This is a genomic window from Nonomuraea spiralis, assembly GCF_014648435.1.
GTDB classification, from domain to species: domain Bacteria; phylum Actinomycetota; class Actinomycetes; order Streptosporangiales; family Streptosporangiaceae; genus Nonomuraea; species Nonomuraea spiralis.
Window position 1 is genome coordinate 258,529 of the sequence record NZ_BMRC01000011.1, and the last position, 26,145, is coordinate 284,673.

At 73.3% G+C, this 26,145-nt stretch carries 24 protein-coding genes; 9 read left to right on the forward strand and 15 right to left on the reverse strand.

The window, feature by feature from the left end; translation table 11 throughout:
• Positions 1-29: 29 nt before the first annotated feature.
• On the reverse strand, positions 30-317 hold the full coding sequence (locus IEZ27_RS27640) for a DUF3040 domain-containing protein (RefSeq protein WP_189649902.1): 288 nt from the start codon (positions 315-317) through the stop codon (positions 30-32).
• A 339-nt stretch (positions 318-656) separates the two neighbouring features.
• On the reverse strand, positions 657-1,259 hold the full coding sequence (locus IEZ27_RS27645; protein WP_229824391.1) for a Dps family protein: 603 nt from the start codon (positions 1,257-1,259) through the stop codon (positions 657-659).
• 193 nt (positions 1,260-1,452) lie between these two features.
• Between IEZ27_RS27645 and IEZ27_RS27650 the strand changes: the two genes are divergently transcribed.
• On the forward strand, positions 1,453-1,596 hold the full coding sequence (locus IEZ27_RS27650) for a hypothetical protein (protein WP_185844516.1): 144 nt from the start codon (positions 1,453-1,455) through the stop codon (positions 1,594-1,596).
• Positions 1,597-1,747: 151 nt separating this feature from the next.
• Here IEZ27_RS27650 and IEZ27_RS27655 read toward each other — a convergent pair whose 3' ends face one another.
• On the reverse strand, positions 1,748-2,527 hold the full coding sequence (locus IEZ27_RS27655) for a GntR family transcriptional regulator (protein ID WP_189649903.1): 780 nt from the start codon (positions 2,525-2,527) through the stop codon (positions 1,748-1,750).
• 214 nt (positions 2,528-2,741) lie between these two features.
• On the opposite strand from IEZ27_RS27655, the gene IEZ27_RS27660 reads away from it, so the two are divergent.
• Positions 2,742-2,918, forward strand: coding sequence for a hypothetical protein (locus tag IEZ27_RS27660; protein WP_185844514.1), 177 nt, complete (start codon positions 2,742-2,744; stop codon positions 2,916-2,918).
• Between the two features lie 17 nt (positions 2,919-2,935).
• On the opposite strand, the gene IEZ27_RS27665 is transcribed toward IEZ27_RS27660, so the two are convergent.
• The gene (locus tag IEZ27_RS27665) at positions 2,936-3,376 is read right to left on the reverse strand and encodes a PPC domain-containing DNA-binding protein (RefSeq protein WP_189649904.1); all 441 of its coding nucleotides are present in this window, start codon (positions 3,374-3,376) and stop codon (positions 2,936-2,938) included.
• A 37-nt stretch (positions 3,377-3,413) separates the two neighbouring features.
• Positions 3,414-3,953, reverse strand: coding sequence for a hypothetical protein (locus IEZ27_RS27670; protein WP_189649905.1), 540 nt, complete (start codon positions 3,951-3,953; stop codon positions 3,414-3,416).
• A gap of 99 nt (positions 3,954-4,052) precedes the next feature.
• Here IEZ27_RS27670 and IEZ27_RS27675 point away from each other — a divergent pair, with 99 nt between their 5' ends.
• Positions 4,053-7,424, forward strand: coding sequence for a serine/threonine-protein kinase (locus IEZ27_RS27675; RefSeq protein ID WP_189649906.1), 3,372 nt, complete (start codon positions 4,053-4,055; stop codon positions 7,422-7,424).
• Between the two features lie 14 nt (positions 7,425-7,438).
• Here the strand turns inward: IEZ27_RS27675 and IEZ27_RS27680 are convergent, their stop codons facing one another.
• The 4 genes from IEZ27_RS27680 to IEZ27_RS27695 form a co-directional block, all read right to left on the reverse strand.
• Positions 7,439-8,818: an FAD-dependent monooxygenase gene (locus tag IEZ27_RS27680; RefSeq protein ID WP_189649907.1), complete on the reverse strand. Its 1,380-nt coding sequence runs from the start codon at positions 8,816-8,818 to the stop codon at positions 7,439-7,441.
• A gap of 53 nt (positions 8,819-8,871) precedes the next feature.
• The gene (locus IEZ27_RS27685) at positions 8,872-10,965 is read right to left on the reverse strand and encodes a WD40 repeat domain-containing protein (RefSeq protein WP_189649908.1); all 2,094 of its coding nucleotides are present in this window, start codon (positions 10,963-10,965) and stop codon (positions 8,872-8,874) included.
• A gap of 230 nt (positions 10,966-11,195) precedes the next feature.
• A complete protein-coding gene (locus IEZ27_RS27690) occupies positions 11,196-11,978 on the reverse strand; it encodes an SAM-dependent methyltransferase (RefSeq protein ID WP_189649909.1) in 783 nt (260 codons plus the stop codon).
• A gap of 93 nt (positions 11,979-12,071) precedes the next feature.
• A complete protein-coding gene (locus IEZ27_RS27695) occupies positions 12,072-12,671 on the reverse strand; it encodes a TetR/AcrR family transcriptional regulator (RefSeq protein WP_189649910.1) in 600 nt (199 codons plus the stop codon).
• A 137-nt stretch (positions 12,672-12,808) separates the two neighbouring features.
• Between IEZ27_RS27695 and IEZ27_RS27700 the strand changes: the two genes are divergently transcribed.
• Positions 12,809-13,573 carry a class I SAM-dependent methyltransferase gene (locus IEZ27_RS27700; protein WP_229824392.1) on the forward strand — a complete coding sequence of 255 codons (765 nt, stop codon included), beginning with the start codon at positions 12,809-12,811 and terminating at the stop codon, positions 13,571-13,573.
• Between the two features lie 7 nt (positions 13,574-13,580).
• On the opposite strand, the gene IEZ27_RS27705 is transcribed toward IEZ27_RS27700, so the two are convergent.
• The 5 genes from IEZ27_RS27705 to IEZ27_RS27725 all read right to left on the reverse strand — a co-directional run bounded on the left by IEZ27_RS27705 (position 13,581) and on the right by IEZ27_RS27725 (position 18,665).
• Positions 13,581-15,020 carry a cation:proton antiporter gene (locus IEZ27_RS27705; RefSeq protein WP_189649912.1) on the reverse strand — a complete coding sequence of 480 codons (1,440 nt, stop codon included), beginning with the start codon at positions 15,018-15,020 and terminating at the stop codon, positions 13,581-13,583.
• 65 nt (positions 15,021-15,085) lie between these two features.
• Positions 15,086-16,294, reverse strand: a complete 1,209-nt coding sequence (locus IEZ27_RS27710) for an MFS transporter (RefSeq protein WP_189649913.1) — start codon at positions 16,292-16,294, stop codon at positions 15,086-15,088.
• Between the two features lie 71 nt (positions 16,295-16,365).
• On the reverse strand, positions 16,366-17,253 hold the full coding sequence (hisG, locus tag IEZ27_RS27715) for an ATP phosphoribosyltransferase (protein WP_189649914.1): 888 nt from the start codon (positions 17,251-17,253) through the stop codon (positions 16,366-16,368).
• A 43-nt stretch (positions 17,254-17,296) separates the two neighbouring features.
• A complete protein-coding gene (locus tag IEZ27_RS27720) occupies positions 17,297-18,061 on the reverse strand; it encodes an SDR family oxidoreductase (protein ID WP_189649915.1) in 765 nt (254 codons plus the stop codon).
• A complete protein-coding gene (locus tag IEZ27_RS27725) occupies positions 18,048-18,665 on the reverse strand; it encodes a phosphoribosylaminoimidazolesuccinocarboxamide synthase (protein ID WP_221762046.1) in 618 nt (205 codons plus the stop codon). The genes IEZ27_RS27720 and IEZ27_RS27725 overlap by 14 nt, the downstream gene beginning before the upstream one ends.
• Positions 18,666-18,992: 327 nt before the next feature.
• On the opposite strand from IEZ27_RS27725, the gene IEZ27_RS27730 reads away from it, so the two are divergent.
• The 5 genes from IEZ27_RS27730 to IEZ27_RS27750 are packed head-to-tail and all read left to right on the forward strand — an operon-like array spanning position 18,993 to position 25,378.
• Positions 18,993-20,270, forward strand: a complete 1,278-nt coding sequence (locus IEZ27_RS27730) for an aminotransferase class III-fold pyridoxal phosphate-dependent enzyme (RefSeq protein WP_229824393.1) — start codon at positions 18,993-18,995, stop codon at positions 20,268-20,270.
• Positions 20,263-21,315 carry a Gfo/Idh/MocA family protein gene (locus IEZ27_RS27735; RefSeq protein ID WP_125632060.1) on the forward strand — a complete coding sequence of 351 codons (1,053 nt, stop codon included), beginning with the start codon at positions 20,263-20,265 and terminating at the stop codon, positions 21,313-21,315. Before IEZ27_RS27730 ends, IEZ27_RS27735 begins: the two co-directional genes overlap by 8 nt.
• A gap of 29 nt (positions 21,316-21,344) precedes the next feature.
• Positions 21,345-23,096: an ABC transporter ATP-binding protein gene (locus tag IEZ27_RS27740; RefSeq protein WP_189649917.1), complete on the forward strand. Its 1,752-nt coding sequence runs from the start codon at positions 21,345-21,347 to the stop codon at positions 23,094-23,096.
• 21 nt (positions 23,097-23,117) lie between these two features.
• Positions 23,118-24,896: an ABC transporter ATP-binding protein gene (locus tag IEZ27_RS27745; protein WP_189649918.1), complete on the forward strand. Its 1,779-nt coding sequence runs from the start codon at positions 23,118-23,120 to the stop codon at positions 24,894-24,896.
• Positions 24,893-25,378: an NUDIX domain-containing protein gene (locus IEZ27_RS27750; RefSeq protein ID WP_189649919.1), complete on the forward strand. Its 486-nt coding sequence runs from the start codon at positions 24,893-24,895 to the stop codon at positions 25,376-25,378. Before IEZ27_RS27745 ends, IEZ27_RS27750 begins: the two co-directional genes overlap by 4 nt.
• On the opposite strand, the gene priA is transcribed toward IEZ27_RS27750, so the two are convergent.
• A complete protein-coding gene (gene priA, locus IEZ27_RS27755; RefSeq protein WP_229824394.1) occupies positions 25,375-26,112 on the reverse strand; it encodes a bifunctional 1-(5-phosphoribosyl)-5-((5-phosphoribosylamino)methylideneamino)imidazole-4-carboxamide isomerase/phosphoribosylanthranilate isomerase PriA in 738 nt (245 codons plus the stop codon). The two genes, IEZ27_RS27750 and priA, sit on opposite strands and share 4 nt — an antisense overlap.
• Between the last annotated feature and the right edge of the window lie 33 nt (positions 26,113-26,145).

The following is a 26,145-nucleotide window of genomic DNA, read 5'->3' on the forward strand; positions in this document are numbered from 1 at the left end:
GGCCGGAGGCGTGCTTCCCCGGCGTCCGGTCAATGCCAGGTGACCTGGGGCGAGGTGGTCACCACCTCGCGGGTGGGACGCGGCGCGGGCGGCGTACGCGGGCGGCCGGCCGCGACGAACACGACCGCCGACAACAGCGACATGGCGACCACGATGATCAGGACGAACGCCATCTCCCGCCGGGTCACCGGGCAGCGGCGGCGCCGGGCCGGCTTGGCGTTGAGCGCGTCGATGCGGCAGGCGAAGTCGCGGTCCTGCCAGCGCAGATCCTGCTCGATCTCGGCCAGGATGCGGCGTTCGCGGTCCGACAGGCTCATGGCCGCCGCTCCCGTTCCGCGACGCCGTGTGCGGGGGCGGGCGGTGAGGTCAGCGGTTCGGTCATGTCGTTCTCCGTCGCTCCCGGTCGGAAGTGGCCCCCGGTCCGGGGCAGTCCTGGTCGGAGGGCGTCCCCGCCTCGTGGGCGTGCCTCTGTGGTGGCGCGGGCGGTTTCGCCGGCGCCCCCCACAGGCCCGCGCTCCTCCCGTACCCGGGGGCGCAGGCTCGATGCGGTGCCTTACTGCGCCCGGAATGAACCGTTACGCCCGGAGGGCGATGTCCACAGAAATCCAGACATTTCCTTCACCTGCGATCGGCTCCCGGCTTACCGGGGCCCCCGATCACCTCCCCGGCTTCTCCACCAGCGGGGTGTCGACCAGGTGCTCGATCAGGAACCAGGTCTGCAGCTCGTTCGTCCTGATGACGTCGGAGACCAGCAGGTCGTTGGTGCCGTCGTCACCCATCTCCTGCGCCCGGTTCGCCGCGTCGTGGGCGGCCACGAGGATGGTCTCGTGCGCCTCGATCAGGCGCGAGAGCATGGCCGGCACCTCCTCGCAGCCGTTCGGCGGACGCGGGATCACCGTGATCTCGGCCACGTGGCGCGGGTCGCCCACCGCGACGCCGCCGAGGGTCTGGACGCGCTCGGCCATCTCGTCCACCAGCTCGACCTGCTCCGAGGCGTGCTTGTCCAGCAGCAGGTGGAGCTGGTAGAAGGTCGGGCCGCGCATCAGCCAGTGGTGCTTCTTGTAGAGGCTGTAGAGGATCTGGGTGTCGGCCAGGATCTGGTTGAGCCGCTGGCAGGAGTACTCGCGGGCGTCGCGGGAGAGGCCGAGCGGGAACATCCGCACGCTGCCGAACTCCTGGATCTCCACGCCGTTGACGTGCAGCCACGGCTGGCTGTCGGGCTTCGACCGGGTGGGCTTGGTGGCACGTTTGGTTGGCACGTACATCTCCTCAGATAGTCGGAACAATCGCCCGGAAACCTCCCCTCCGCCGCGCCAAGGGCCCCCACGAGCCTGCACAAGAGCCGGTCAACAAGCGCCGGTCGGCATCCGGCGGCGTACCCGTTTGCCCGCAGGTCGCGGGGGTAGCCGGAACGAGGGCACGGGGGCGCCCCCGCGCCCATCTTCCGGGGGGATGACGATGATGCGACGCAAGGAACCCGAGGAGCCGGAGACACCGGCGGCCGACCTCGAAGGTCCGCAGGACGAGGAACCGTACGACGAGGAGCGCGAACGCTTCGAACACCTCAAGGAACTGAACCCGGACGACTTCGAGTAGCCGCGGGCCCGCGCGAAGGCCGCCAGGCGAATGTCGCCCTTGAGGGCCCTGTCGGAAAACGCTCTTCTGCCTACAGTTCGGGCAAGAAGGGGGCGTCCCGAGGTTGTGGCGTCTCACCCAGTGTCAGGACGCCCCCTTCCCCGTCCGACGGTCAGCCGCGGGCTTCGGCGTTCCTGGCCGGCACCTGCTGGAGGACCTTGTAACGAAGTCGCCACCGGTCGCCCGGCAGGACGATGACCGCCAGGTCGACGACCTGCCCGCGGCTGTTCTCCGCGACCCGGTAGAGGACGAAGACCGGCGTACGAGGAGGGATCCGCAGTTCCTGGGCCTCTTCCGCGGTGGGCATGCGGCAGTCGAGATATTCGTCCGCGTCCACGACCTCGTGTCCGGCCTCGGCCAGCCGGGCCCAGATGCCGCCGCTGCCCGAGTCCGGCCGCAGAAGGGCCTCGCCGCCGTCGGGGAACAGGTAGAGCGGCAGGTAGCTGGTGGCCAGGGAGGCGGGGCTGTCGTCCACCTCGTACACGCGATGCCGGTAGAGCAGCCGCATGTGGCTGCCGAAGCAGCGGACCATCTCCTCCTCGTGCACCTCCGCCGTACGGCTGCCGGACTCGAAGTGCCGCACCTGCAACTGGCGGGTGTCGATGTCGGCGAGCATGAACCGGTGCTCGGAGTCCCCTTCCAGGCGCCGGATGCCGTCGCGGAGGAACTTCCTGCGGGCCTGCCTGACCCGGCTGCCCCGCTTGGGGGTGCGATCGATGAGGCCCTCGTCCCTCAGCTGGTTGAGGGCGCGTTGGGCGGTACCGAGAGATACGCCGTACTGCTCGGCGAGAGCGATCTCGCCGGGCAGTTGATCGGTCGGATTGTTCTGGCCGTCTCTCAGGGTGTTGTTGCGGATCGCGTCGCGCAGGTCGTCCGCGATGCGCTCGTACATCGCACGCCGAGAAGGAGGTGTACGGCTTGCCGTCACGAGTGGAGGCTCCCAGTTTTTCTCTACAGAAGTGGACGCTCCCCCGATCGTAGACCTCTTGGACGATTTCTCCAGTCTTCTCGTCCACATCACCCTGACCTGCTAGATATAGACCGCTCTGCGATGGGTGTGGTGCGCTTGTCCTCCAACTTCTATATAGAAATGACGGGCGGGCATCATGAACGAACCGCTTCCCCGCAACCCCCTCCCTCCTGAGCCGCGGAGGGAACGCCCCGACGTCACGCAGGCGGTGCTCACCGCCACGGTGATCGTCATCGTCCTGGCCTGGCCGGACCTCATTCCGTTCGTCTCGGTGGTCCTGGCCCTGCTGGGGCTGCGCCAGAGCTCTCGCTGAACCCCCGGGGGCGGGGGTCAGCCGAGGTCGATGAGGGCCAGGCCGGTGGCGGGGTCGTGGCGGCGTTTCAGGTAGCGCGGCGACTGGGTGACGAGCACTTCGAGGGTCGGCCAGACCTCGCCGGACAGCAGATGGCCGCCGCGCGTCGTGCCGTCGGGCAGGCCGACGACCACATGGGCGTGCAGTTGCGGACGTACGTCGTCCTCGGCCATGGCGAAGTCGCCGATGAGGGACAGCACCTCGGTCTGGCGGTCCACCGGGATCCGGCGGTAGTCGAGCGTCTCCGGGTCGAAGAAACCCAGCGTGACCTGCCGGAACCCGCCGATGCCGGTGAGCCGGGCGGCGCGGATCCCGTTCTCGGCCGCCCACTCCGTCAGGCTCTCGACCACCTCGTCGCCGCGGTCGAGGACGACCGCGTACGTCTGCTCCTCGACCGTCGAGAGCCGCTTGCTGCGCATGACGGACCCCTGCCCGCAGGGCGGGCGGGCAACCCGGTCACTTCCAGACGGCCTTGGCCAGGATGTTCCCGAGTCCGGGCGTCTTCCACTGGTCGACGACCAGCACCTTCTCCTTGCGCAGGTACCAGATGCGCTGGGTGTAGGCCACCGAGGTCGGCTTGCTCGTCTTCGTCTGGCAGGTCAGCCTCCACTCCGTGAAGCGGGCCGTACGCCCGGCCCCCACGGCGACGGTCGAGGTACGGGCGGGCTTGACGGGCTGAACCCCCTCCCAGTAACGCTTGTCGGGGACGCACTCCATCACCCCGCTGCTGGGGTGGTACGGCGCGCCCACCTTGTACGGGCCGCCCTCGGAGGCGTAGGCGATGTCCCGCGCCCCGCCGATGGAGAACCCGGGGCACTCCGTCGCCCGCTTGGAGCAGGCGCCGGTCACCACCTCCAGGCCGCCCACCGGGTCTTTCTTCACTTTCCACGCGGCCGGGATCTGGATGGTGAACCCCTGGAACGATACGGACTTCGTGGCTTGCGCGGGCGTTCCGGTCAGGACGAGCGCGGCGCTGAGCGTCAAGGTCATGAGCACGGCGGTGATCATAGGTCACGCTCCGAGAACCCTGTCAAGGGCGGATATTTCGGGAAAAATGATCGCAACTTTCTGGTCGATCACCGCATCCAACGTGCCGTGAACGTGCTGACCGCGGAAGATCCGCAACGCCTGGGCGACTACTGGCTCGCCGGACGGCTGGGCGTCGGCGGTCAGGGCGTCGTCTACGAGGGCTACGCCGAGGACGGCGCCAGAGTGGCGATCAAGGTCCTGCACGGCGACGAGGCCGGACGGCTGGCCAAGGAGGCCGAGACGGCGCGCCGGGTCGCCTCGTTCTGCACCGCCCGCGTGCTGGCCGCCGAGCTGGACGGCCCGCGGCCCTACATCGTCAGCGAGTACGTCGCCGGCCCGAGCCTGCGCCAGGCGATCGCCGGGGGCCGCCGGTTCCTCGGCGGCGACCTGCACCGCCTGGCCACGGCGGTGGCCACGGCGCTCACCGCCATCCACGAGGCCGGCGTGGTGCACCGCGACCTCAAACCGGACAACGTGCTGCTGGGCCCGGACGGCCCGCGGGTCATCGACTTCGGCATCGCGCGGACCGCCGAGATGTCGCTGACCGCGACCGGCCTGGTCACCGGCACGCCGACGTACATGGCGCCCGAGGTGTTCGGCGGGCAGCGGGCCGGCGCGCCCGCGGACGTGTTCGCCTGGGGCTGCGTCGTCCTGTACGCGGCCACGGGCACCGACCCGTTCGAGGCCGAAAGCCTGGGCGGGGTCATGCACCGGGTGTTGTCGGCCACCCCCGACCTGTCCGCGGTGCCGGAGTCGCTGCGCCCGCTGGTGTCGGCGGCGCTGAGCAAGGAGCCCGGCCTGCGTCCCGAGGCCCGCCAACTGCTGCTCGCGCTGGTCAGCGGGGACGGCGGCCTGGACACCGGACGCCTGCTCGAACGGGGACGCGCCGCCGCGCGCGTGGCCGGGACCGGCGGCGACCCCGCGCTCGGCACGCTGGCCGAGGACTCCTACGAGCTGCTCGCCCCGGCCGAACGGGAGCTGGCGCCCGAGGTGTTCCTGCGCCTGTTCACCGTGGACGGGCAGGGCGAGCTGACCATCCGCAGGGCCCGCCTGGACGAGCTGGTGGCGGGCAGGCCGGCGGGCGAGGTCCCGGCGGTGACCAGGATCCTGGAGGTGTTCGCGTACCTGCTGGGCCGTGACGGCGAGCAGGTCTGGCTGGCCCGCCCGGCCCTGCCGCACGCCTGGCCGCGGCTGCGGCGCTGGATCGAGGCCAACAGGGAAGGACTGGCCGTCCACGCGCCGATCCTGGCCGCCGTCCGGCGCTGGGACGAGGGCGGCCGCAGGGACGGCGGCCTGTTCCACGGCACGATGCTCGACGAGGCCCTGAACTGGGCCGCCACCGTCCGCCGCGACATCAGGCTGTCCCAGGCCGAGCGCGACTTCCTGGAGTCGTCGGCGCGGCTGGGCAAACGCCGGGCCCGCCGCGCCCGGCTCCTGACGCTGAGCCTGGCGGGGCTGCTGGTGGTCGCGCTGGCCGCGGGCGGCATGGCCGTCCAGCAGAGCCGGGTCGCCGCCGCCCGCGCCGACGAGTTGCACGACCGCCTGACGACGTCGGAGTCCACGCGCCTGGCCGCGCGCTCCGAGGCGGCCGGGCGCGACGATCCCGTGCTCGCCGGGCTGCTCGCCGTCGCCGCCTGGCGGCTGCGGGCGACACCGCAGGCCAGGGCGGCGCTGACCGCCGCGCTCGCGCGGCGCGAGCGCGGCATGTTCCGCGACCCGGCCGCCGCGCGCGGCACGTTGCGGGCGCTGGCCGCCGACGGGCGCACGCTGGTCAGCGTCGGCCAGGACGCGGCCCGGCTGTGGGACGTGCGCACGGGCCGCCGCACCACGCTGATCTCCGGCCTGGGCCTCGGCGGCGAGCGGGTGACCGACATCGGATTGTCCCCCTCGGGCCGCACGCTGGTCGCGGCCACCGCGCGCCGCGCCCGCGCCTGGGACACCGCCACCGGACGGCCGATCTCCACCTGGCCGCGCCGCCGGTCCCGTGACCTGACCGAGGGCTGGACGGACGCCGTCCGCCGGCACGAAGGCAGGAAGGTGATCGTCAGACCGGACGACAGCGGGCAGTGGAACGTCGCCGACGCCGCCGATCCCGCCGCCAGACGCGGCACGCAGAGCCCCGACGGGCGGTGGCTGGCCATGTCCGGCGACGGGACCCTGACCCTGACCCAGCTCAAGGAGGGCTGGACGGAGGAGGTCGGCGAGGGCACGGAAGGCGCCTGGAACAAGGGCGGCCCCGTCTTCGACCGCTCCGGCCGGCTGCTGGCCACCGTCACCGACACCACCGTCCAGTTCTGGCGCCTGCCCGACACCCACCTGCTGAGCGCCGTCCCGGTACGCGGCGACGGGGACACCGGGACGCCGCCGGCCGCCGCCTTCGACGGTACGACCTTCCGCTACCTCGTCGGCGACCAGGTGTTCGCCGTGGACGTCGCCGACCTGCTGACCGAGCCGGCCGAGGGCCCGCCGTACGAGCGGGCCGACTTCGGCGAGGACGGGCTGCACCTCGTCATGGACGGCACCCTGCACCCGGTCGGCAAGGGAGGCCCGGTCCAGGGCGGGACGTCCGGACGCCTGCCCGCCTCGGACGCGCTCGGCTTCAGCCGCGACGGCCGGCGGCTCGCCCTGCTGTCCGGGCACGACGTCACCGTCCTGGACACCGCGACGAGGAAGCCCGTGGCCGCTTTCACCGCTGGTACGGGCGGCACACGGCCCCAGGTCGTCCGTTTCAGCCCCGACGGCGGCCGGGTCGCGCTCGTGCTCGACGGCCCGGGAAGCGGCACGGACGCGGTCGAGCTCTGGGACTGGCAGGCGCGGCGCCGCCTGTGGAGCACGCGCGCGGGCGGGGTCGTGGACCTGGCGTTCTCCCCCGACGGCGGACGGCTGGCGCTGACCGGGCTGGACGTACGCCTGCTGCGGGCGGCGGACGGCAAGGCGGCCGGCTCGCCGTTCGGCGCGTACGGCCAGGGTGTGCTGGGGAACTGGGTGCGTTTCACGCACGCGGGGGACGGGGTGGTCGTGTTCGACTCGCGCGGCCGTATGAGCACGTGGGACGCGGGCGGCCGGCGCCTGGTCGAGGAGACCGAGGGGTTCGCCTACGCCGGGACGCCCGCGTACTCGCCGGCCGAGGACCTCGTCGCGGTCGACGCGGGGGAGGGGCGCGTGCGCCTGATCGACCCGCGTACGGGCGCCGACCTCGGCCGGTCCGCGGACCCCGGCGGCGGCCTCGACCGGGACGAGGGCGAGCTGCTGTCGGTCGCCTTCACCCCCGACGGCTCGCACGTCCTGACCGTGGACGCGGGGGGCACCGTCGGGCGGGTCCCGGCCGCCGCCGGCCTGGTCGAGCGGATGGTCTGCGACCGCGCCGGGCGCGCGCTGACCGAACGGGAGTGGCGCACGTACGTGCCCGCGCTGCCCTACCGGCCCGTCTGCGGCTGAGCCGCAGGGGGGGCTCACACCAGCTCCAGATAGGCGGCCAGCTCCTCGGCCGAGTCCGTGGCGATGCCGACGTGGCCGTCCGGCCGTACGAGCGTGTGCCGAAACCCGCCGTACGGTCCGGCCGGCGCGTACGCCCGCACCTCCGGCCCGCCCGGCACGCGCGGCGCGGGATCCGGCGACAACAACGTGAAGTGCGGCCCGCGCAGCAGGTCGAACAGGCGCACGCGGGAGCCGTCGGCCAGGCGCAGCGGCCCGTCGGGCACCCGTTCGCCGCCGTGGCGGGCCAGCGAGCCGCCCCGGTAGCCGATCCGGAGCTGGTAGGTCTCCTCGTCCCGTTTGAAGGACTTCCTGTCGTGCAGGTCGGTGCTGAGCCCGAGCACGAGGGCCGCGACCGGCCGGCGCTCCTCCTCGTACGTGTCGAGCAGCGAAGCCGGCCCCCCGGTGAGCACGCGGGCGAGCTTCCAGCCCAGGTTGTAGGCGTCCTGCACCCCGGTGTTGAGCCCCTGGCCGCCCGCCGGGGAGTGCACGTGGGCGGCGTCCCCGGCCAGGAGGACGCGGCCCGAACGGTAGGCGTCGGCCAGGCGGATGTTGACCCGGTAGAGGGAGGACCACAACAACTCGGTCACGCGCAGCCCGCGCAGCATCGAGCGTTCGGCGAGGATGCGCCGGAAGCCGTCCAGCGTCAGGTCCGGCGTCGCGCCCGGCTTGAGCGGCGCCATGAACTGGAAGGCGTCGGTGCCGGCCATGGGGTACAGCGCCACCATCCCCTTCCCCGGCCGTACCCAGGCGTGGATGTGCTCCCGGTCCAGCCCCTCGACGCGCACGTCGCCGAGTGCCATGCGCTGCTCCTCGCGGGTCTCGCCGGTGAACCCGACGCCGAGCGCCTTGCGGACCGTGCTCCTGCCGCCGTCGGCCGCGACCAGATAGCCGGCCCGCAGCCGCGCCCCGGAGCCCAGCCGGGCCGTGACGCCCTGCGCGTCCTGCTCGAACCCGGCCAGCTCGACGCCGTACTCGACCGTGCCGCCCAGCTCGGCCAGCCGCTCCCGCAGCACCGCCTCGGTGCGCCACTGCGGGTGCATGCGCACCGCCGGGTACGGCACCTCGTCCGTCGCCGCCGCCGGTTTGTGCATGCGTCCCCGGTAGACCGGCAGCCGCCCGATCCTGACCCGGATCGGCGGGTAGAGCGTCGTCGCCGGCAGCACCCGGTCGATGATCCCGAGGTCGTCGAAGATCTCCTGCGTACGCGGTTGCAGGCCCTTGCCCTTGGAACCCGGCGAGGGCGCCGCCGCCCGTTCGACGACGCGGTGCGCGATCCCGCGCCTGGCCAGCTCCACGGCGAGGGTGAGGCCGGTGGGTCCGGCGCCGACGATGAGCACGTCCGTCCTGTCTGTCATGCGGCGACCGTGCCAGGGCCCGCTGCCAGATCTCTGTCAGCGCCCTGCCGAACCTAGGGACAGGGCGGCCGGTACGGGACGTCGCCGAAGTACCGCCGCCACCCCACCCGCGTGAGGGGCACCCCGGCGACCTCGCACACCCGCGCGGCCACCCCCTCCGGCCGCAGGTCCCACAACCGCAGGTCGCGCCCGGCGGCCGAGACGAGCGTGCGGTCGTCGGCGTACAGGACGGTGCCCAGGTCGGGGTGGGTCAGCTCGGCGATCAGCCGCCCGGCGCGCAGGTCCCACAGGCGGGTGGTGCCCGAGACGTCCGTGGTGGCCAGGGCCGCGCCGTCGGGGCTGAACCCGGCGACCCCCACGGTGTCGCCGTGGCCGCGCAGGGCCGCCGGGCGCGGCGCGTGCCGGGGGTCGGCGATGCTCCAGACGCGGGCGGTCCGGTCGCGGCCGGTGCTGACGAGCACGTCGCCCTTGGGGCCGAAGCGCACGCCGGCCACCGCGTCCTCGTGCTCCTCGTGGTGGGCGACCTCGTCGAGGGCGCGCCGGCGTACGTCCCACAGCCGTACGCCGCGGTCGGCCCCGCCGCTGGCCAGCAGGCTGCCGTCGGGGCTGAAGTCGAGGGCGCCGACGTCGCCGAAGCCGTCCCGGGCGGCCAGGCGGCGGGGCCGGGCGGCGACGTCCCAGAGCAGCAGCCGGCCGGCGTGGTCGCCGGTGGCGAGGGTACGGCCGTCGGGGCTGAGCGCGGCGGCCGCGAGCCCACGTACCGGCAGGCGGGCGTGCCGGGCGGGGGCGTACCGGTCGCGCAGGTCCCACACGGTCACGGCCTCGCCGTCCTCGACGGTGGCCAGGCGGCGGGCGTCGCCGCTCATGGCCATCCGGGTGGTTGGTGGAACGTTCCAGCGCGACAGCAGAATGCGGTGCCAGGGGTCACGGACGTCCCACAGCGCGCCGCCGCGTGCGCCGGTCGTGGCCATCAAGGTCCGGTCCCGGCTCAGGACCAGGCCGGTCGCCGGGTCGGGCACGCGGGCCGCGTGGTGCCACTGGTAGAAGGCGCCGGCCACGGACCCGGCGGCCAGCGCCTGCCCGTCGGAGGCGAAGGCCAGGCCGAGGACCCGGTCGGGGTGCCGGAACGAGGTGACCTGCGCGCGGGTGGCGAGGCTCCACAGGCGGACCGTCCGGTCGTCGCCGGCGGTGGCCAGGGTGGCGCCGTCGGGGCTGAACGCCAGGGCGCCGGCGGGGGCGCCGTACCGGGTGGGCCTGCCGCAGCGGCGGGCGTCGAGGCGGCAGAGCCAGGTGCCGCGTTCCGGGGCGGACCAGGCCAGCGTGCCGCCGTCGGGGCTGATCGCGAGCGCGGCGGGGCCGTTCCTGGCGCCGGTCCTGATCGTGTCCGCGGGGGTGGCGGGCGTGGCGGGATCCCACACACGTACGCTTCCGTCGCCGTGGCCGGTGACCACCGTGTCGTCGCCGACGGCGAAGCGGGTGACCCGGGCGGAGGTGCGTACCGAAGGAAGCGGGACCGGCTTGCCGGCCAGGCTCCACCGCCGGACGCCGCGCGCGGCGGCGGCGAGCACCGTGCGGCCGTCCGGCGTGAACGCCGCCGCGGCCGCGCCGGGCAGGGCGGCGACGTGGCGGGGGCGGGCGGGGTTCACGACGTTCCACAACTCGACGCCGCGCCGGGTGGCCGCGAGCAGCACCCGGTCCCCGCCGGCCGGACGGAAGGCGAGCGCGCCCACCGGCCCGCCGGCGGTGCGCGGCAGGGTGGCGAGCGGGGTGCGGCGGCGCGGGTCGGCGGCGTCCCACAACTCGACCACGCCGTTGTCGGCGCCGGTCGCGAGCACGGCGCGGTCCTGGCTGTACGCGATCATCCGCAGCCGGTCGCCGGAGGAACGCAGCCGGGTGGCGTACGGCTCGGCGCTGTTGAGCAGCGCGCCGCGGGTCCGCGGGGTGTCGGCCAGGTCGTGGGCGGCCACCGACACCTGCGCGGCCAGCTCCGGATCGGTCGCCCGCAGCGCACGTGCCTGGTCGGCGGCCCGTTCGGCGAGCGCCGTGACGCGCGCGGCGTCGGCCCGCCCGCTCTCCCGCCACGCCAGCCCGGCCGCCGCCCCGGCCACCACCACCAGCGCCGCGAGCGCCAGCAGCAGCCCCCGCACCTCCCGGACGACGGCGAACCACCCGGTCCCGCCCGCCGCGAACGGCCCGGGAAACAGGCACGGATCCCGTGCGCATCGCCCCCACGCTCGCCCCAGCCTTGCCCCGAACCCCTCGTCCATGCGCACCCGTCCCGTAACCCAGCGAAGTCGATCGAGGACTCAGGGTACGCGCGCCCACTCGATGGCGTCCGCCGGTCGAGAACCCCGGGTACGGCCGGAAAACGCGGGCCTCAGCGCTTGCGGCCGACGCCCGCGTAGTAGACGGCCTCCCGGTCGGCGTACAGCGTCTCGGGGGCGGGACGCCAGCGCGGCAGCGGGACCACGCCCGGCTCCAGCAGCTCCAGCCCGTCGAAGAAGCTCGTGACCTCCTCCAGGGTGCGCAGCGTCATGGGCGCGCCGCCGCTCTCGTTCCAGTGGCGGACGCCCTCTTCGAGCTGCCTGCCGACGAGCCCGTGGGAGATGGCCAGGTGGCTGCCCGGGGCCATGGGGGCCAGCAGCTCGGCGATGATCGACCGGGCCTGGTCGGTGCCGGGCAGGAAGTCGACGACGCCGAGCAGCGTCAGCCCGATCGGCCGGTCGAAGTCGAGGTGCTCGCCGGCGGCGGCCAGGATCTTGCCGGGCTCGCGCAGGTCGGCGTCGATGAAGGCGGTCGTGCCCGTGGGCGCGGCGCGCAGCAGCGCCCGCGCGTGCGCGAGGACCATGGGGTCGTTGTCGACGTACACGACGTTGCTGTCGGGGGCCACCGCCTGGGCGACCTGGTGGGTGTTGTCCGCCGTGGGGATGCCGGTGCCGATGTCCAGGAACTGCCGGATGCCCGCCTCCCCGGCCATGTACCGCACCGCCCGCCCGAGGAACTCCCTGTTCGTACGCGCCAGCACCGGCAGGTCCGGTACGGCGGCCAGGATCTGCTCGCTCACCACCCGGTCGATCTCGTAGTTGTCCTTGCCACCCAGCCACAGGTCGTAGATGCGGGCTGGGCTCGGAACATCGGTGTTCAGCGAACGTTCGCTCATCGCGACGCCTTCCGGACGAAAGGGACTACCTGAAAGATCGTAGCCCCAAGATCCCTTCCGGCGCCCCCGTCCGGCCGGCCTGATCCGGACGGGTCAGAGCAGGCGTCTCTGCACCACGTCGGCGATGGCCGTGGTCACGATCCACTGGACGGCGGCGGCGTCGGGCGGATCGTCCTCGCGGCCGGCGAACAGCAGGTGGCCGCTGCCGATCAGGGTGAGCGCCAGGGCGTCGACGTCGGCGTCGACCGCGATGCGGCCCATCTCGCGCTCGGCGGTCAGGTAGGCGGCGATCATGGACGTGGCCTCGGACAGGACCGGGATGCCCGTGGACCCGGCCAGGCGCAGGCGGGCGCGCAGCCCGTCGCGGGCGATGACGAGGCTGACGACGGCCACGGCGACCGAACCGAACAGCTCCAGCAGCGCGAGCGTGAGGTTCTCGGCGACGGTGGCCGTGCCGGCGTCCTCGCGCAGGGCGGCGGCCTGGGCCTCGACCCGGCGGATGCGGTCGGTCACCAGCTCGGCGAGGAAGGCGTCGAAGTCGGCGAAGTGCCGGTGGAGCACGCCCTTGGCGCAGCCCGCCTCGGCGGTGACCGCGCGGCTGGTCAGCGCGTTGGGGCCGTCTCTGAGCAGGATGCGCTCGGCGGCGTCGAAGAGCTGCTCGCGCACGTCGCGGAGCGCTACGCCTGTGGGCACCGAGCCTGTCTCCTTCTTCCGGCGAACCCCTGCCCAGCCTAGACGAGTGGGCGCGTGCCCATTAGAGTGGGCGCATGCCCACTACTGCGACAGGGGCCCCAGAGCCCTCCCGGAACGAGCCACACCAGCAGCGCCGGATGGCCGAGTCCTTCGGCGCCGACGCCGACCGCTACGACCGGACCCGCCCCCGTTACCCGGAGGCGATGGTGACCAGGGTCGCCGCGTCCCTGCCCGGCCCGTACGTGCTCGACGTCGGCATCGGCACCGGCATCGCGGCCCGGCAGTTCCAGGCGGCCGGCTGTGAGGTGTTCGGGGTGGATGTCGACGCCCGGATGGCCGGGCTCGCCCGCCGTGACGGCATCGAGGTGGAGGTGTCCGCCTTCGAGTCGTGGGACCCGGCCGGGCGCACGTTCGACGGGGTCGTCGCCGGGCAGACCTGGCACTGGATCGACCCGGTGGCGGGCGCGGCCAAGGCGGCCGAGGTCCTGCGGCCCGGCGGCCGGCTCGCGCTGTTCTGGAACGTGTTCCAGCCGCCCGCCGCGCTGGGCGACGCCTTCGCCGAGGTCTACCGCCGTGTGCTGCCCGGCATGCCCTCGCTCGCCCAGGCCGGTCCGGCCGTGGGCATGTACCTGTCGCTGCTCGACAAGATCGCCGACGGCATCCGGGCGGCGGGCGCGTTCGGCGAGCCGGAGGAGTGGCGGTACGACTGGGAGCGGGTCTACACCCGTGACGAGTGGCTGGAGCAGGTGCCCACGCACGGCCCCGCCACCGGGCTGCCGCCGGAGCAGCTTCGGGAACTGCTGGACGGCCTCGGCGCCGCCGTCGACGCGGCGGGCGGCGCGTTCACCGTCCACTACGACGTCCTGGTGCTCACCGCCGTCCGGGCCGCGGGGGCCGAGTAGCCGCTGCTCAGGCCGGTTGCGGCGTCCTCGGTTCGGCCCTGGCCGGGGCGTAGAGGTCGAGCAGGCGAAGGGCCGGGGCGGTCATCATGGTGGTGATCAGGGCCATCAGCACGAGCACCGTGAACGTGCCGGGCGCGATCAGTCCCATGCTGAGCCCGGTGCTGAGCACGACGATCTCGGTGACGCCGCGGGCGTTCATGAGCACGCCGAGCCCGAGCGCGAGCCGCCCCGGCATGCCGCCCGCCCAGGCGATCACCCCGGCCGCGCCCAGCTTGCCGAGGACCGCCGCGGCGAGCAGGACGGCCCCACCCAGCAGCACCACCGGGTGGCCGAAGGCCAGGTGCACGTCGGTGCGCAGCCCGATCGAGGCGAAGAACACCGGCAGCAGCAGCGCGCGGTTGAGCGACCCGAGGCGTTCCGGCACCGTGCCGAGGACCCGGGTCTCGCGCGGGAACGCGACCCCCGCCAGGAGCGCGCCGAAGATCGCGTGCACGCCGATGGCGTCGGTCGCCGCCGCCAGGGCGAAGATCAGGCCCAGGACGATCGCGAGCGCGGCGGGGGTGGGCAGCCTGCGCCCGTCGTACCGGGCGGCCAGGGCGGCGAGCCCGGGGCGTACGACGAGGACCACGACGAGCACCAGGGCGGCGGCCAGCGCCAGCGAGGTCAGCACGCCCGCGGGGGAGCCGGCGTGGGCCAGCGCGATCACCGCGGCCAGCGCGCACCAGGCGAGCACGTCGGCCAGGCCCGCGCAGAGGATGGCCAGCGAGCCCAGCCGGGTGACGGTCAGCCCCGCCTCCTGAAGGATCCTGGCCAGCACGGGGAACGCGGTGACGCTCAACGCGGTCCCGGCGAACAACACGAACGCCGTGCCCGAGGCCGACGGCCCGGCGAGCGCGTCGGCGAACGGGAGCGCGGCGACCGTCCCCAGGGCGAAGGGCACGACCATCATGGCCAGCGCGGCGACGCCCACCACCGTGCGCTGCCGGCCGAGGGCGGCGGGATCGAACTCCCGGCCCACGGTGAACATGAAGATCGCCAGCCCGGCCTGGGCCAGCAGTTCGAGTTGCGGCGCGACCCACCCGGGCAGGATCAGCGCCGACACGCCCGGCGCCAGCGACCCCAGCGCGGACGGCCCCAGCAGCAGCCCGGCCACCATCTGACCCACCACGGACGGCTGCCCGGCCCGGCGCGCCAGGACGCCGCCCAGCGAGGCCAGCCCGCCGATGACCGCCACCGCGAGGGACAACCGCAGGATCGCCTGGGCCGGGGCCACCCCCGCGTGCGGGGCCGGCGCGGCAGCGTGCCCGGCCGGCTGCGCGCCCGGCCCGAACACGAGCAGGATCGCCACGCCGGCCACGGCGATCAGCAGCAGCGCGACCGCCAGGCCCCGGGCGGGGGCGGGCAGCAGGGCCTGTTCGGTGTCGTCGAGCGGGTCGTCTCCGCGCATGGTCGCACCTTCCTGCGTACTCCGCGATGGGTTGCCCCGCCGAGGTCGGTCCGCGTCGGTCCGTGTCAGTCCGCGGCCGGGAGCGGCCGGGCCGCCCGCCTGCCGATCAGCAGCAGGGCGCCGACGGCGGCGAGGCTGCCGACGGCGATGACGGGGATGAGCGCCGGGTAGCCCAGCTCGCCCGCCACCAGGCCGAACATCGGGGGGCCGAGCAGTGAGCCGAGGCTGCCGGCCTGGGCGATGACGCCGTTGCCGACGTCGGCGTGGTCGAGACGCTCCAGGACCAGGGGGAGCGCGGCGAAGACGAGGGCGCCCAGGAAGCCGTTCTCCATGGAGATGACGCCGGCGCCGGTGAGCGCCTCGCTGGAGGAGCCGCCGGAGTAGAGGATCCAGGCGGCCGGTACGACGAGGAGCCCCGACAGGGCCAGCACGCCAACCCGTACGCCCCTGCGCAGCAGGACGCCCACCGCCAGCCCGCCGGCCACGCCGAGCAGCGAGATGACCGAGGTCAGCGCGCCCGCGGCGGCGGCCGAGCGGCCGTACTGCTCGATGAGCAGGGTGGGCAGGAGCACGACCACCGGGATGGTCACCAGCGCGGTCAGGCAGAAGGCCCCGGCGAGCACGCCCGGCCAGGCCAGCTCCCGCGCCCGGGGGACCGGCCCGGCGGCCTGCCCCCCGGCGGCGCGCGGCAGCCGCACCCAGCTCACCACCGCCATGAGCAGCGTGAGCCCGGCGATCAGCCCCACCCAGCCGCGCCACCCCAGCGCGGAGCCCGCCGCGCCCCCGGCCAGCGTGGCGACCCCGAGCCCCACCGGGACGAACGTGGCCCACACGGACAGGGCGGTGCCGCGGTCACGTTCGTGGGCCAGGCGCAGGATCAGCGCCGGGCAGGAGATGGTGACCAGGACGTAGCCGACGCCCTCGACGCCGCGGGCGATGAGCAGCCAGGCGAAGTCGTTCGCCGCCATGCTCGCCGCGCCCGCCAGGGCGATCGTGGCCAGCCCGGCGACCAGCGACCTCTCGGTGCCGAAACGGCGGACGAGGTAGCCGGCGGGCAGGCCGACGACGGCCCCGACGCCGACCACCGCCGAGATCACCCAGCCCAGCTCCGACAGCGACAACCCGAGCTGGGCCGCCACGTCGGGACCGACCGAGGAGAACTTGCCGAGGCTCACCGCCGCGACCACCCCGCCGGCGTAGACGATGAGGATCGTCAGCCAAGGGGAGCGCCGAGGGGGCGCCTCCGAGATGTCTGCCACCGGCCGGGGGTCCATGAGTCTCCTTCGCACTGCGTCGCGCGGGCCAGGGTTCCCACGTCCGATCTTCGCCATGCGGGCGGCGCCGATCAACCCGCTTCTCCCGTGGCGAAGATGCCGATACCCGACTCGGTGACGTTGACGGCCCCCGCCGACAGCAGTGCGTCGATCGTCTCCGGCACGTCCCGCCTGGGCAGGACACCCTGGAGGACGACCATGGTCGCGTCCGCCAGGCCGGGCCCGGCGCGCCAGGACTGCCCCGGCATGGCGGGCACCACCTCGGCCAGCCGGTCGGCGGGCGCGCGGACCGTCAGCAGGACGTGGGCCGGGCCCACCCAGGCGGCGCGCAGCAGCAGGGCGACGTTCCTGATCACGCCGCGCCTGGCCGGGTCGGCGTAGGCGGCCGGGTTGGCGACGAGTTGCGCGCCGCAGGTCCGTACGGTCTCGATGACGCGCAGGTCGTTCTGGCGGAGGGAATGGCCGGTCTCGACGACGTCCATCATGGCGTCGGCCAGCTCGGGGATCTTGGCCTCGGTCGCGCCGTACGACACGATCACCTCGGCCCGCCGGCCCGCCTCGCGGAAGAAGCGGCGGCCGATGTTCGGGTACTCGGTGGCCACCCGGACGCCGTCGTCGAGGTCGGCGGCGCTGCGCGCGGGATGGCCGGACGGCACCGCGAGCACCAGCCGCCAGGGCCGTTCGGTGTTCCTGGAGTAGTCGAACGACTCCACCACCTCGACCTCGGCCCCGGTCTCCTCCACCCAGTCGGCGCCGGTCAGCCCCAGGTCGAACGTGCCGTCCCCGACCACCAGGGGGATCTCGCGCGGCTTGTAGAACGCCACGTGCGACACGCCGGTGTGGTCGACCGTGCCGCGGTAGGAGCGTTCCGAGCGCCGCCGTACGGGCAGCCCGGCGGCGGCGAAGAGCTCCAGGGCCCGCCGCTCCAGCGACCCCTTCGGCAGGGCGAGCGAGATCATGGTTCCTCCTTGCGGGCGCGGCGGGGGCGAAGGGGACACGGGCTCACACGTGCAGCAGCCGGTCGATGCCGATGATCGGCGGCTCGGGCAGGCAGGACGGCCGCACCTCGATCTCGCCCACCACGAGGTCGCCCGGCCAGGAGTCGACGATGGTGCCCACGCAGCGGGCGACCGAGCGGGTGCTCATCTTGTGCGGCGAACCGTCGCCGTCGAGGTTGGCGATGGCGCCCGGCGAGACCAGGCAGGCACGCACCCCGTTGCGGCGCTCCTCCAGCAGCAGCGTCTCGACCAGCGCCTTCAGCCCGGCCTTGGTGGCGCTGTAGGCGGCGCCGCCCTCGAAGTACCGGGTGCCGGCGTGGCTGCCCATCGCGACGAACATCCCGCCGGCGGCCCGCAGCGCCGGCAGGACGGCTTTGAGCAGGTGGAAGCAGGCGCTCAGGTTGATCGCGACCAGCCGCTCCCAGTCCTCGCCGCTGAGGTCGGCGATCGGGTCGAGCACCCGGTCCACCGCGTTGGACACGCAGACGTCGAGCCGGCCCGCCTCGTCGAGCACCTGGCCGGCCGCCTCCCTGATCTGCGCGGGGTCCGCGAGGTCGCACTCGCGCTCGCCGAGCCAGTCCTCGCCGGCGAGCGAGCGGTTCAGGGAGAAGACGCGGTAGCCGCGCTCGCGCAACTCCTCGGCGATGGCCCGGCCACTGCCGCGGTTGCTCCCGGTGACCAACGCGACCGGCCTCCCGGCTCCCGGCCTCTTCCCGTACGGCCCCCCGCTGCCCGGCCTCTCGGCGGGCGGGGTCTCATGTGATGACATCGAGGACGCGGCTCCACTGGTTCACGATCTCCTCGCCCGCGACGCCGTCCCGGAACAGGTCCTTGTCCAGCGGGGAGCCGTCCTGGTGGCGCAGGCGCATGCAGTCCTGGGAGATCTCGGAGATGACGGTCAGCCCGCCGTCCTCCGTCTGCCCGAAGATGAGGCAGAAGTCCCACACCTCCAGCGGACTCAGCCAGGCCCGCAGCACGTCGTTGACGGCGAGGGCCTGCTCACGCATCTCCTCGACCGGCAGGCCGAGCGCCCGCAGGTAGTCCTCGCCGATCGGCTGGTCCTCCGGGTCGGTCCGGTAGTCGAACTTCACCACCGGGCGCGGCAGCGGGGCGCCGTCCTCGAACAGGCCGGGGTACTTGCGGGTGGTCGATCCCGTGGCCCGGTTCTTCACGATCACCTCGAACGGCGGCGCCGGGCAGTAGTCGGCCACGTACGAGTCGGCCGAGACACGTTCCCTGAACGCGCAGGGCACCCCGGCGTCGGCCAGCCGGCCCGCCGCCCTTTCATAGAAATCCAGCCGGAGCGGCCCGGTGCGCTCGACGATTTCATCACGGTGGTACGTGAAACTGCGCAGGCTGGGGATTATCTGCACGAGGCACCGCCCGCCGGGCAGCAGCCACAGACGCTTACTGCGTCCGACGATATCCGGCTCTCCCGCACCGGCCGGACTTCCCGGATCGGATCCGTAATCCACGTCGCCTCCATCCACCGACAATGGCCCACACAACTTGATATTGCGGGTACCCGATTGTCAAGGAGACGTGACCCTGGAAAAAGGTGCACTTGACGGGGCTCTCGCGGTCTTGATATGTCGCCGGTCCGGCCCGTGACTCCTGGAAGAAAGAGTACTTGACGGAGCCCGGCAGCCTGACGGTACTGTCTTCAGAAATTGAAATTCCCGATCTTATTAAGAATCCCAATGGGGGGAGGATCGTTGTCAGAATATGAGCGCATCGCTCATTCGAAGATCACTCGTAAGTTCCGGTCCGCGGGGCAGCAGCTCTTGTTCTCGCGGGGGCGGCGGGGCGAGGTTTCGGACGCGAACGGCGTGCCGTACATCGATTTCGTCATGGGTTATGGCCCAGTGATAATCGGTCACGCGGACGCCCAATTCAACGAAATTCTGTGCGGTTATCTCGGCAACGGCGTCATGCTGCCGGGCTACACCACGTTCCACCAGGAATACCTGGACCGGCTGCTCGGCGAGCGGCCCGGCGACCGCGGCGCGTTCTTCAAGACCGCCTCCGAGGCCGTCACCGCCGCCTTCCGGCTGGCCGCGATGCGCACCGGCCGGCTCGGCATCATCCGCAGCGGCTACGTCGGCTGGCACGACGCGCAGATCGCCGACTCCCTGAAGTGGCACGAGCCCCTGCACTCCCCGCTGCGGAACAAGCTCCGTTACACCGACGGCATGCGCGGCATCGGCGACACCGAGCCGGTCGCCAATTGGGTGGACCTGCGCCTGGAGTCCCTCGCCGAGCTGCTCGAACGGCACCGCGGCCGGCTGGGCTGCTTCGTCTTCGACGCCTACCTGGCCTCCTTCACCACGCCCGACGTGCTGCGCCAGGCCGTCGCGATGTGCCGCGAGGCCGGTCTGCTCACGGTCTTCGACGAGACCAAGACCGGCGGCCGTATCTCGGCGCTCGGCTACGACCACGACAACGCCCTCGGCTCGGACCTGATCGTGATCGGCAAGGCGCTGGCCAACGGCGCCCCGCTGAGCATCCTGGCCGGCGACGCCGACCTGCTCGCGCTCGCCGAGCGGGCCCGGCTGAGCGGCACGTTCTCCAAGGAGATGATCGCGGTCTACGCCGCGCTGGCCACCCGCGACATCCTGGAGAAGCCGGTCGGCGACGCGCCCGACGGGTGGACCGAGATCGGCCGGATCGGCACGGAGACGGCCGCCGCCTTCACCGCGGCCGCCGCGGACGCCGGGGTCGAGGCCCTGGTCGGCGCCCGCCCGGTGCTCGGCGGCGGCATGTTCGAGCTGGTCTACCACGACGTGGAGCTGCTGGGCGACAAGGAGCGCCGTGAGGCGCTGCTGGCCGAGCTGGCCGCCGTCGGCATCCTGCTGCTCGAAGGCCACCCGTCCTTCGTGTGCCTGGCGCACCGCGACATCGACTGGGGCGACCTGCGCGAGCGGGCCCGCCAGGCGTTCGAGGCGTGGAACGCGACCGCGGGGGCCGGCCGTGGCTGACCTCCTGCGCCTGGCCCTGGTCGGCTGCGGCCGCCAGATGCAACAGAACCTGTTCCCGTTCCTGCAACGCATCCGCGGCCACCAGGTCGTGGCCTGCGTCGACCCCGACCTGTCGCTGGCCGCCGACGTCCAGTCGCTGGCCGGCGGGGCGACCTGCGCGTCGTCGGTGGACGACCTGGACCTGGAGACCGTGGACGCCGCGGTGCTGGCCGTACCGCCGGAGCCGTCGTACCGGCTGGTCCGGCAGCTCGCCGAGAGCGGGATCGACTGCTTCGTCGAGAAGCCGGCCGGGCCGTCCACACCCGCGCTCCAGGACCTGGAGCACGTGGTGCGCCGCAGCGGGCGGCACGTCCAGGTGGGCTTCAACTTCCGCTACGCCGAGACGCTCCAGCGGCTGCACGAGCTGAGCGAGGAGATCCGGGCCACGCCGTGCTCGGTGACCGTCGACTTCTACAGCCGCCACCCGTCGGCGCCGCAGTGGGGGGTGGACACCACCCTGGAGGCGTGGATCCGGCACAACGGGGTGCACGCCCTCGACCTGGCCCGGTGGTTCACGCCGTCGCCGGTCGTCCAGCTGGACGCGCACGCCATCGGCGACGCCGACCGGTTCCAGGTCAACCTGTTCCTGCGGCACCACGACGGCTCGCTGTCGACGCTGCGCATGGGCAACCACGTCAAGCGGTTCCTGGTGGGCGTCACCGTGCAGGGCATGGACGGCAGCAGGTACAGCGCGCCGTCCCTGGAACGGGTGACCCTCGAACTGTCCGACGGGCTGCCGTACGGGCAGGAGCTGCACGCCACCCGCAACCTGGACCACGGGTGGGGGCGCAGCGGCTTCGGGCCGGAGCTCCAGGCGTTCGTGGACGCCTGCGCCGGGCAGCAGTCCGAGCCTCACACGGGCGGTCGTGCCCCGGTCAAGGGCGTGCCGTCGATCTCCGACGCGCTCGCCGCCTCGGCCCTGTGCGACCGGGTGATGGCGGAGCTGGACGCCGCCGCGACGAACGGCCTCGGTTACCTGACCGACTCCGTCCGGGCCTCGGCCTAGGCGGGGGCCGTTGACCAAGAGGGGGAGGCATGACTGAACGGGCGCGACCGGCTGCGAGCGGGCGGCCGGTCGCGTCACCGCGCGCAGGGCGATGGGTCGCCGGTCACCTGCGGCGGCAGCGGCCGTCGTTGCTGCTGTTCACCGTGGCGGCCGTGGCGGCGAGCCTGTGCTCCACGCTCGTCCCCGTCCAGATCGGCGCGGCGTTCGCCGAGGCCACCGGCCCCCGCCACGACCTCGGCGCGGTCGGGGCGGCGGCGGTGGCCGCCGCGCTGCTGGCGGCCGGCCGGTTCGTCGCCGACCTGCTGTCGAACGGCTCGATGGAGGTCGTCGCCCAGCGCGTCAAACGGGACCTGCGGGACGAGCTGTACCGCAGCCTGCTGGCCAAACGTATGTCCTTCCACGACCAGCAGCGCATCGGCGACATCCTGGCCCGCGCCATCAACGACGCCAGGCTCGTCGACTACATGCTCAGCCCAGGCGCGGCCACCGCCGCCAACGGAGTCCTGGCCCTGCTGGTCCCGATCCTGTTCATCGCCTCGCTGGACCCGCGGCTGCTGCTGGCCCCCGGCGTACTGGTCCTGGTGTTCGCCTACGCGCTGCGCTACCACCTGCGGCGGCTCTACCCGCTGGTCATGCGCACCCGCGAGACCTTCGCCGACCTCAACGAACGTTTTGCCACCACGCTCTCGGGCATCGCCACCGTCAAGGCGGCCACGCAGGAGGACCACGAGCGGCACGCCCTCAGATCGGCCGCCGCCGCCTACCGGGACGCGTTCGTCCGGCGCGGCCGGGCGCAGGCGGTCTACCTGCCCGCGCTGAGCTTCGCGCTGGCGATGGTGACCGGCTCCCTGCACTCGCTCTACCTCTACTCACAGGGGCAGCTCACCCTGGCCCAGGTGGTGACGTATCTCGGCTGGTTGTTGCTGTTCGCGCAGCCCGTCACCATGTCCGAGCAGGCCGTGCCGGTCATCCAGGAGGGGTTCGCCGCCGCCGCCCGCATGCGGCAGATCATCGACGGCGCCCCCGGCGAGCGCGAGGACACGCACGGCACGACGCAGGCCGTCCAGGGGGCGATCACCTTCGACCGGGTCTCGCTGCGCCACGAGGGCCGGGACATCCTGCGCGAGGTCTCCTTCCACCTGCCCGCCGGGCGCACCCTCGCCGTCGTCGGCCCCACCGGCAGTGGCAAGAGCATGCTGATCAAGCTGGTCAACCGCATGTACGACGCCACCGGCGGCCGCGTGCTGATCGACGGTCGGGACGTACGGGAGTGGGAGCCGGGCGCGCTGCGCCGCCAGATCGGCCACGTGGACCAGGAGATCTTCCTGTTCTCCAAGAGCGTGCTGGACAACATCGCCTTCGGCGCGCCGCACGCCGCCGGGTACGAGGACGTCCAGCGCGTCGCCAAGCAGGCGTGCGCGGACGAGTTCGTCCAGGCGATGTCCGACGGTTACGCCACCACGCTCAACGAGGGCGGCACCACGCTGTCCGGCGGGCAACGGCAGCGGCTGGCCATCGCCAGGGCCCTGCTGACCGAGCCGCGCATCCTCACCCTCGACGACGCGACCAGCGCGGTGGACGCCCGTACCGAGGCGGCCATCACCGAGGCGATCGAGCACGCGACGGCGGGCCGTACGACGGTGCTGGTCTCGCACCGCCCCGGCCAGATCCGCCGCGCCGACGTGATCCTGCTGCTGGACGGCGGCCGGGTCGTCGACCAGGGATCGCACGACGAACTGATGGCGCGCTGCGCGCTCTACCGGGAGATCTACAGTGGATGACGCCCAGGATCGGCGGCGGCCGTGAGCGACCTGTTCGCGGGCCTGCACGCCGACGCCTACGACCGCGTGTACGGCAACCGCCGCCTGCTGGCCCGCATCCTGCGCCAGTTGCGCGCCCACCGCGCCGGAATGGTCGGCTCTGCCCTGCTCGTCGCGGGTTCGGTGTTGCTGACCGCCTCGGTGCCGATCGTCGTCTCCCGCCTGATCGACCAGGCCGGCGGCGGCAGCGGGCCGGGCCTGCTGCTGTGCCTGTTCGTGGTCGCGGCGGCGGTGCTGGCCTGGGCGATGAACTGGGCCCGCCAGGCGATCACCGCCCGGCTGGTCGGCGGCATGGTGTACCAGTTGCAGAGCGAGGCCGCCGACGCCGCGCTCGCCAAGGACGTCGCCTTCTACGACGAGAACTCGGTCGGCAAGGTGCTCAGCCGGGTCACCGGCGACACCGAGGGCTTCGGCTCGGTGCTCACCCTCACCCTCAATCTGATCAGCCAGCTCTTCCTGGTGGTGCTGCTCGGCGGCGTGGTGTTCTGGATCGACCCCGGGCTCGGCCTGGTCATCGTGGCGGCGCTGCCGTTCCTGCTGGGCACGGCCCTGGCCTTCCGCCGGGTGGCCCGTACGGCGGCGTCGGCCACGCGGCGGGTCATGGCCAAGGTCAACGCCAACGTGCACGAGACCATGCTCGGCATCGCGGTCGCCAAGAACTTCGGCCGCGAGCAGGCCGTCTACGGCGACTTCGACGAGGTCAACCGCCTGTCGTACCGCGTCTACGTCCGGCAGGGCCTCATCTACGCGGTCATCCTGCCGGTCCTGACGCTGCTGGCCGGGCTGGCCACGGCCGTCGTGCTGTACCAGGGCGGGCGGTTCGCGGTGCTCGGCCGGCTCTCGGCGGGTGAGTGGTACTTCGCCCTCCAGGCGCTCGGCATGTTGTGGCAGCCGGTCACCCAGGCCGCCTCGTTCTGGAGCCTGTTCCAGCAGGGGCTGGCCGCCGCCGAGCGGGTGTTCGCGCTGATCGACAGCGACCACGCCGTCGTCCAGAGCGGGAACGCGCCGGTGACCGCGCTGAGCGGCGCGGTCGAGGCCCGCGGCCTGCACTTCCGGTACGGCTCCGGCGCCACCGTGTTCCGGGACTTCGACGTGCGCCTCGCCCCTCGCGAGACGGTGGCGGTCGTCGGGCACACAGGCGGCGGCAAGTCCACGCTGGCCAAGCTGATCGCCCGCGCCTACGACTTCCAGGGCGGCGAACTGCTGGTCGACGGCCGTGACATCCGCGGTCTCGACCTGCTGGCCTACCGGCGGCGGGTGGGCGTCGTGCCGCAACATCCGTTCATCTTCGCCGGCACGCTCGCGGAGAACATCGCCTACGGCCGGCCCGGCGCGGACCGCGCCGACGTCGTACGGGCCGTCGAGCGGATCGGCCACCGCGTGTGGGACCGCAGCATGCCGATGTCCCTGGACGACCCGTTGGCCGCCGGTGGCCAGGGGGTGTCCGTCGGGCAGCGGCAGCTCATCGCCCTGGCCAGGATGTTCGTCCGCGAACCGGACATCCTGCTGCTGGACGAGCCCACCGCCAGCGTCGACCCGCTGACCGAACGCGGCATCCAGGACGCGCTGTCCCGGTTGTGCGCCGATCGCACCGTGCTGGTGATCGCCCACCGGCTCTCCACCATCCGGCGCGCCGACCGCGTCCTGGTGCTGCACGGCGGCGAGATCGCCGAGCAGGGCGGATTCGGGGAACTGCTGCGCCGCGACGGCCCGTTCGCCGCGCTCTACGCCACCTACTACGCCCATCAGGAGTCCGCATGACCTGTGCCCCCCATCCGGCGGAGTTCGAGCCGATCCAGCGGGAGGCGTCCGCGGCGGGCGCGCGGTGCGTGGTGGGCGCCGTGCTGGTCAACCCGAGCGGTGAGGTGTTCCTCCAGCGCCGGGCGGAGCACGTACGGCTCTTCCCCGGCTGCTGGGACATCGTCGGCGGGCACGTCGAGCAGGGCGAGACCCTGTGCGCGGCGCTCGCCAGGGAGATCGAGGAGGAGACGGGCTGGCGCCTGCTGGAGGTGGGCGGCCTGGTGGACGTCTTCGACTGGACCGGCGGCGACGGCGGCCTCCGGCGCGAGATCGACGTGCTGGCCACGGTCGAGGGCGACCTGACCCGGCCCAGGATCGAACGGGACAAGTTCGACGAGGCCCGCTGGCTGGAGGAGGACGAGCTGCGCAGCCTGGCCGCCGGGTCCGCCGAGTCCGGCATGATCCAGCTGGCCCTGCGCGCGCTGGCCATGCGGCCGGGCTAGGACTCCGGCTTGCGTACCGCGTCCAGGGCCTGCCCGAGGGTGAACCTGCCGGCGTACAGCGCCTTGCCCACCACCACGCCCTCGACGCCGAGCGAGGTCAGGGACGCGATGGCGCGCAGGTCGTCGAGGCAGGACACCCCGCCGGAGGCCACGACGGGCCGGCCGGTGGCGGCGCAGACGTCGCGCAGCAGGCCGAGGTTGGGGCCGCCGAGCGTGCCGTCCCTGGCGATGTCGGTGACGACGTACCGGGCGCAGCCGGCCGCGTCCAGGCGGGCCAGGGTCTCGTACAGGTCGCCGGCGTCGCGGGTCCAGCCGTGGCTGCGTACGGTCGTGCCCCAGACGTCCAGCTCGACGGCGACCCGGTCGCCGTGCCGGGCGATCACGCCCGCCACCCACTCCGGACGTTCCAGTGCGCCGGTGCCGAGCACCACCCGGCCGCAGCCGGTGGCCAGCGCCGCCGCGAGCCCGTCGTCGTCGCGTACGCCGCCGCACAACTCGACCGGGACGTCGAGGGCGCCGACGACCTCGGCGATGCGCGCGCGGTTCGTGCCGGTGCCGAAGGCGGCGTCGAGGTCCACCAGGTGCACCCAGTCGGCGCCCGCGTCCTGCCAGGCCAGCGCCGTGTCGAGCGGGTCGCCGTACCAGGTCTCGGTCCCGGACTCGCCGCGTACCAGGCGGACGGCCCGGCCGCCGCGCACGTCAACGGCGGGCAGGAGGGTCAGGCATGTGGACACTCGTCGTTTCCTCTCCCGTGAACCCCCCTTTCC

What these genes read in the sequence shown, in the direction of transcription:
- IEZ27_RS27740 (WP_189649917.1), top strand. Translation starts at nt 21,345, where the DNA reads ATGACTGAACGGGCGCGACCGGCTGCGAGCGGGCGGCCGGTCGCGTCA.
- IEZ27_RS27710 (WP_189649913.1), bottom strand. Translation starts at nt 16,294, where the DNA reads ATGGACCCCCGGCCGGTGGCAGACATCTCGGAGGCGCCCCCTCGGCGC.
- IEZ27_RS27730 (WP_229824393.1), top strand. Translation starts at nt 18,993, where the DNA reads ATGGGGGGAGGATCGTTGTCAGAATATGAGCGCATCGCTCATTCGAAG.
- IEZ27_RS27720 (WP_189649915.1), bottom strand. Translation starts at nt 18,061, where the DNA reads ATGTCATCACATGAGACCCCGCCCGCCGAGAGGCCGGGCAGCGGGGGG.
- IEZ27_RS27750 (WP_189649919.1), top strand. Translation starts at nt 24,893, where the DNA reads ATGACCTGTGCCCCCCATCCGGCGGAGTTCGAGCCGATCCAGCGGGAG.
- IEZ27_RS27650 (WP_185844516.1), top strand. Translation starts at nt 1,453, where the DNA reads ATGACGATGATGCGACGCAAGGAACCCGAGGAGCCGGAGACACCGGCG.
- hisG (WP_189649914.1), bottom strand. Translation starts at nt 17,253, where the DNA reads ATGATCTCGCTCGCCCTGCCGAAGGGGTCGCTGGAGCGGCGGGCCCTG.
- IEZ27_RS27690 (WP_189649909.1), bottom strand. Translation starts at nt 11,978, where the DNA reads ATGAGCGAACGTTCGCTGAACACCGATGTTCCGAGCCCAGCCCGCATC.
- IEZ27_RS27660 (WP_185844514.1), top strand. Translation starts at nt 2,742, where the DNA reads ATGAACGAACCGCTTCCCCGCAACCCCCTCCCTCCTGAGCCGCGGAGG.
- IEZ27_RS27640 (WP_189649902.1), bottom strand. Translation starts at nt 317, where the DNA reads ATGAGCCTGTCGGACCGCGAACGCCGCATCCTGGCCGAGATCGAGCAG.
- IEZ27_RS27700 (WP_229824392.1), top strand. Translation starts at nt 12,809, where the DNA reads ATGGCCGAGTCCTTCGGCGCCGACGCCGACCGCTACGACCGGACCCGC.
- IEZ27_RS27655 (WP_189649903.1), bottom strand. Translation starts at nt 2,527, where the DNA reads ATGTACGAGCGCATCGCGGACGACCTGCGCGACGCGATCCGCAACAAC.
- IEZ27_RS27680 (WP_189649907.1), bottom strand. Translation starts at nt 8,818, where the DNA reads ATGACAGACAGGACGGACGTGCTCATCGTCGGCGCCGGACCCACCGGC.
- IEZ27_RS27665 (WP_189649904.1), bottom strand. Translation starts at nt 3,376, where the DNA reads ATGCGCAGCAAGCGGCTCTCGACGGTCGAGGAGCAGACGTACGCGGTC.
- IEZ27_RS27705 (WP_189649912.1), bottom strand. Translation starts at nt 15,020, where the DNA reads ATGCGCGGAGACGACCCGCTCGACGACACCGAACAGGCCCTGCTGCCC.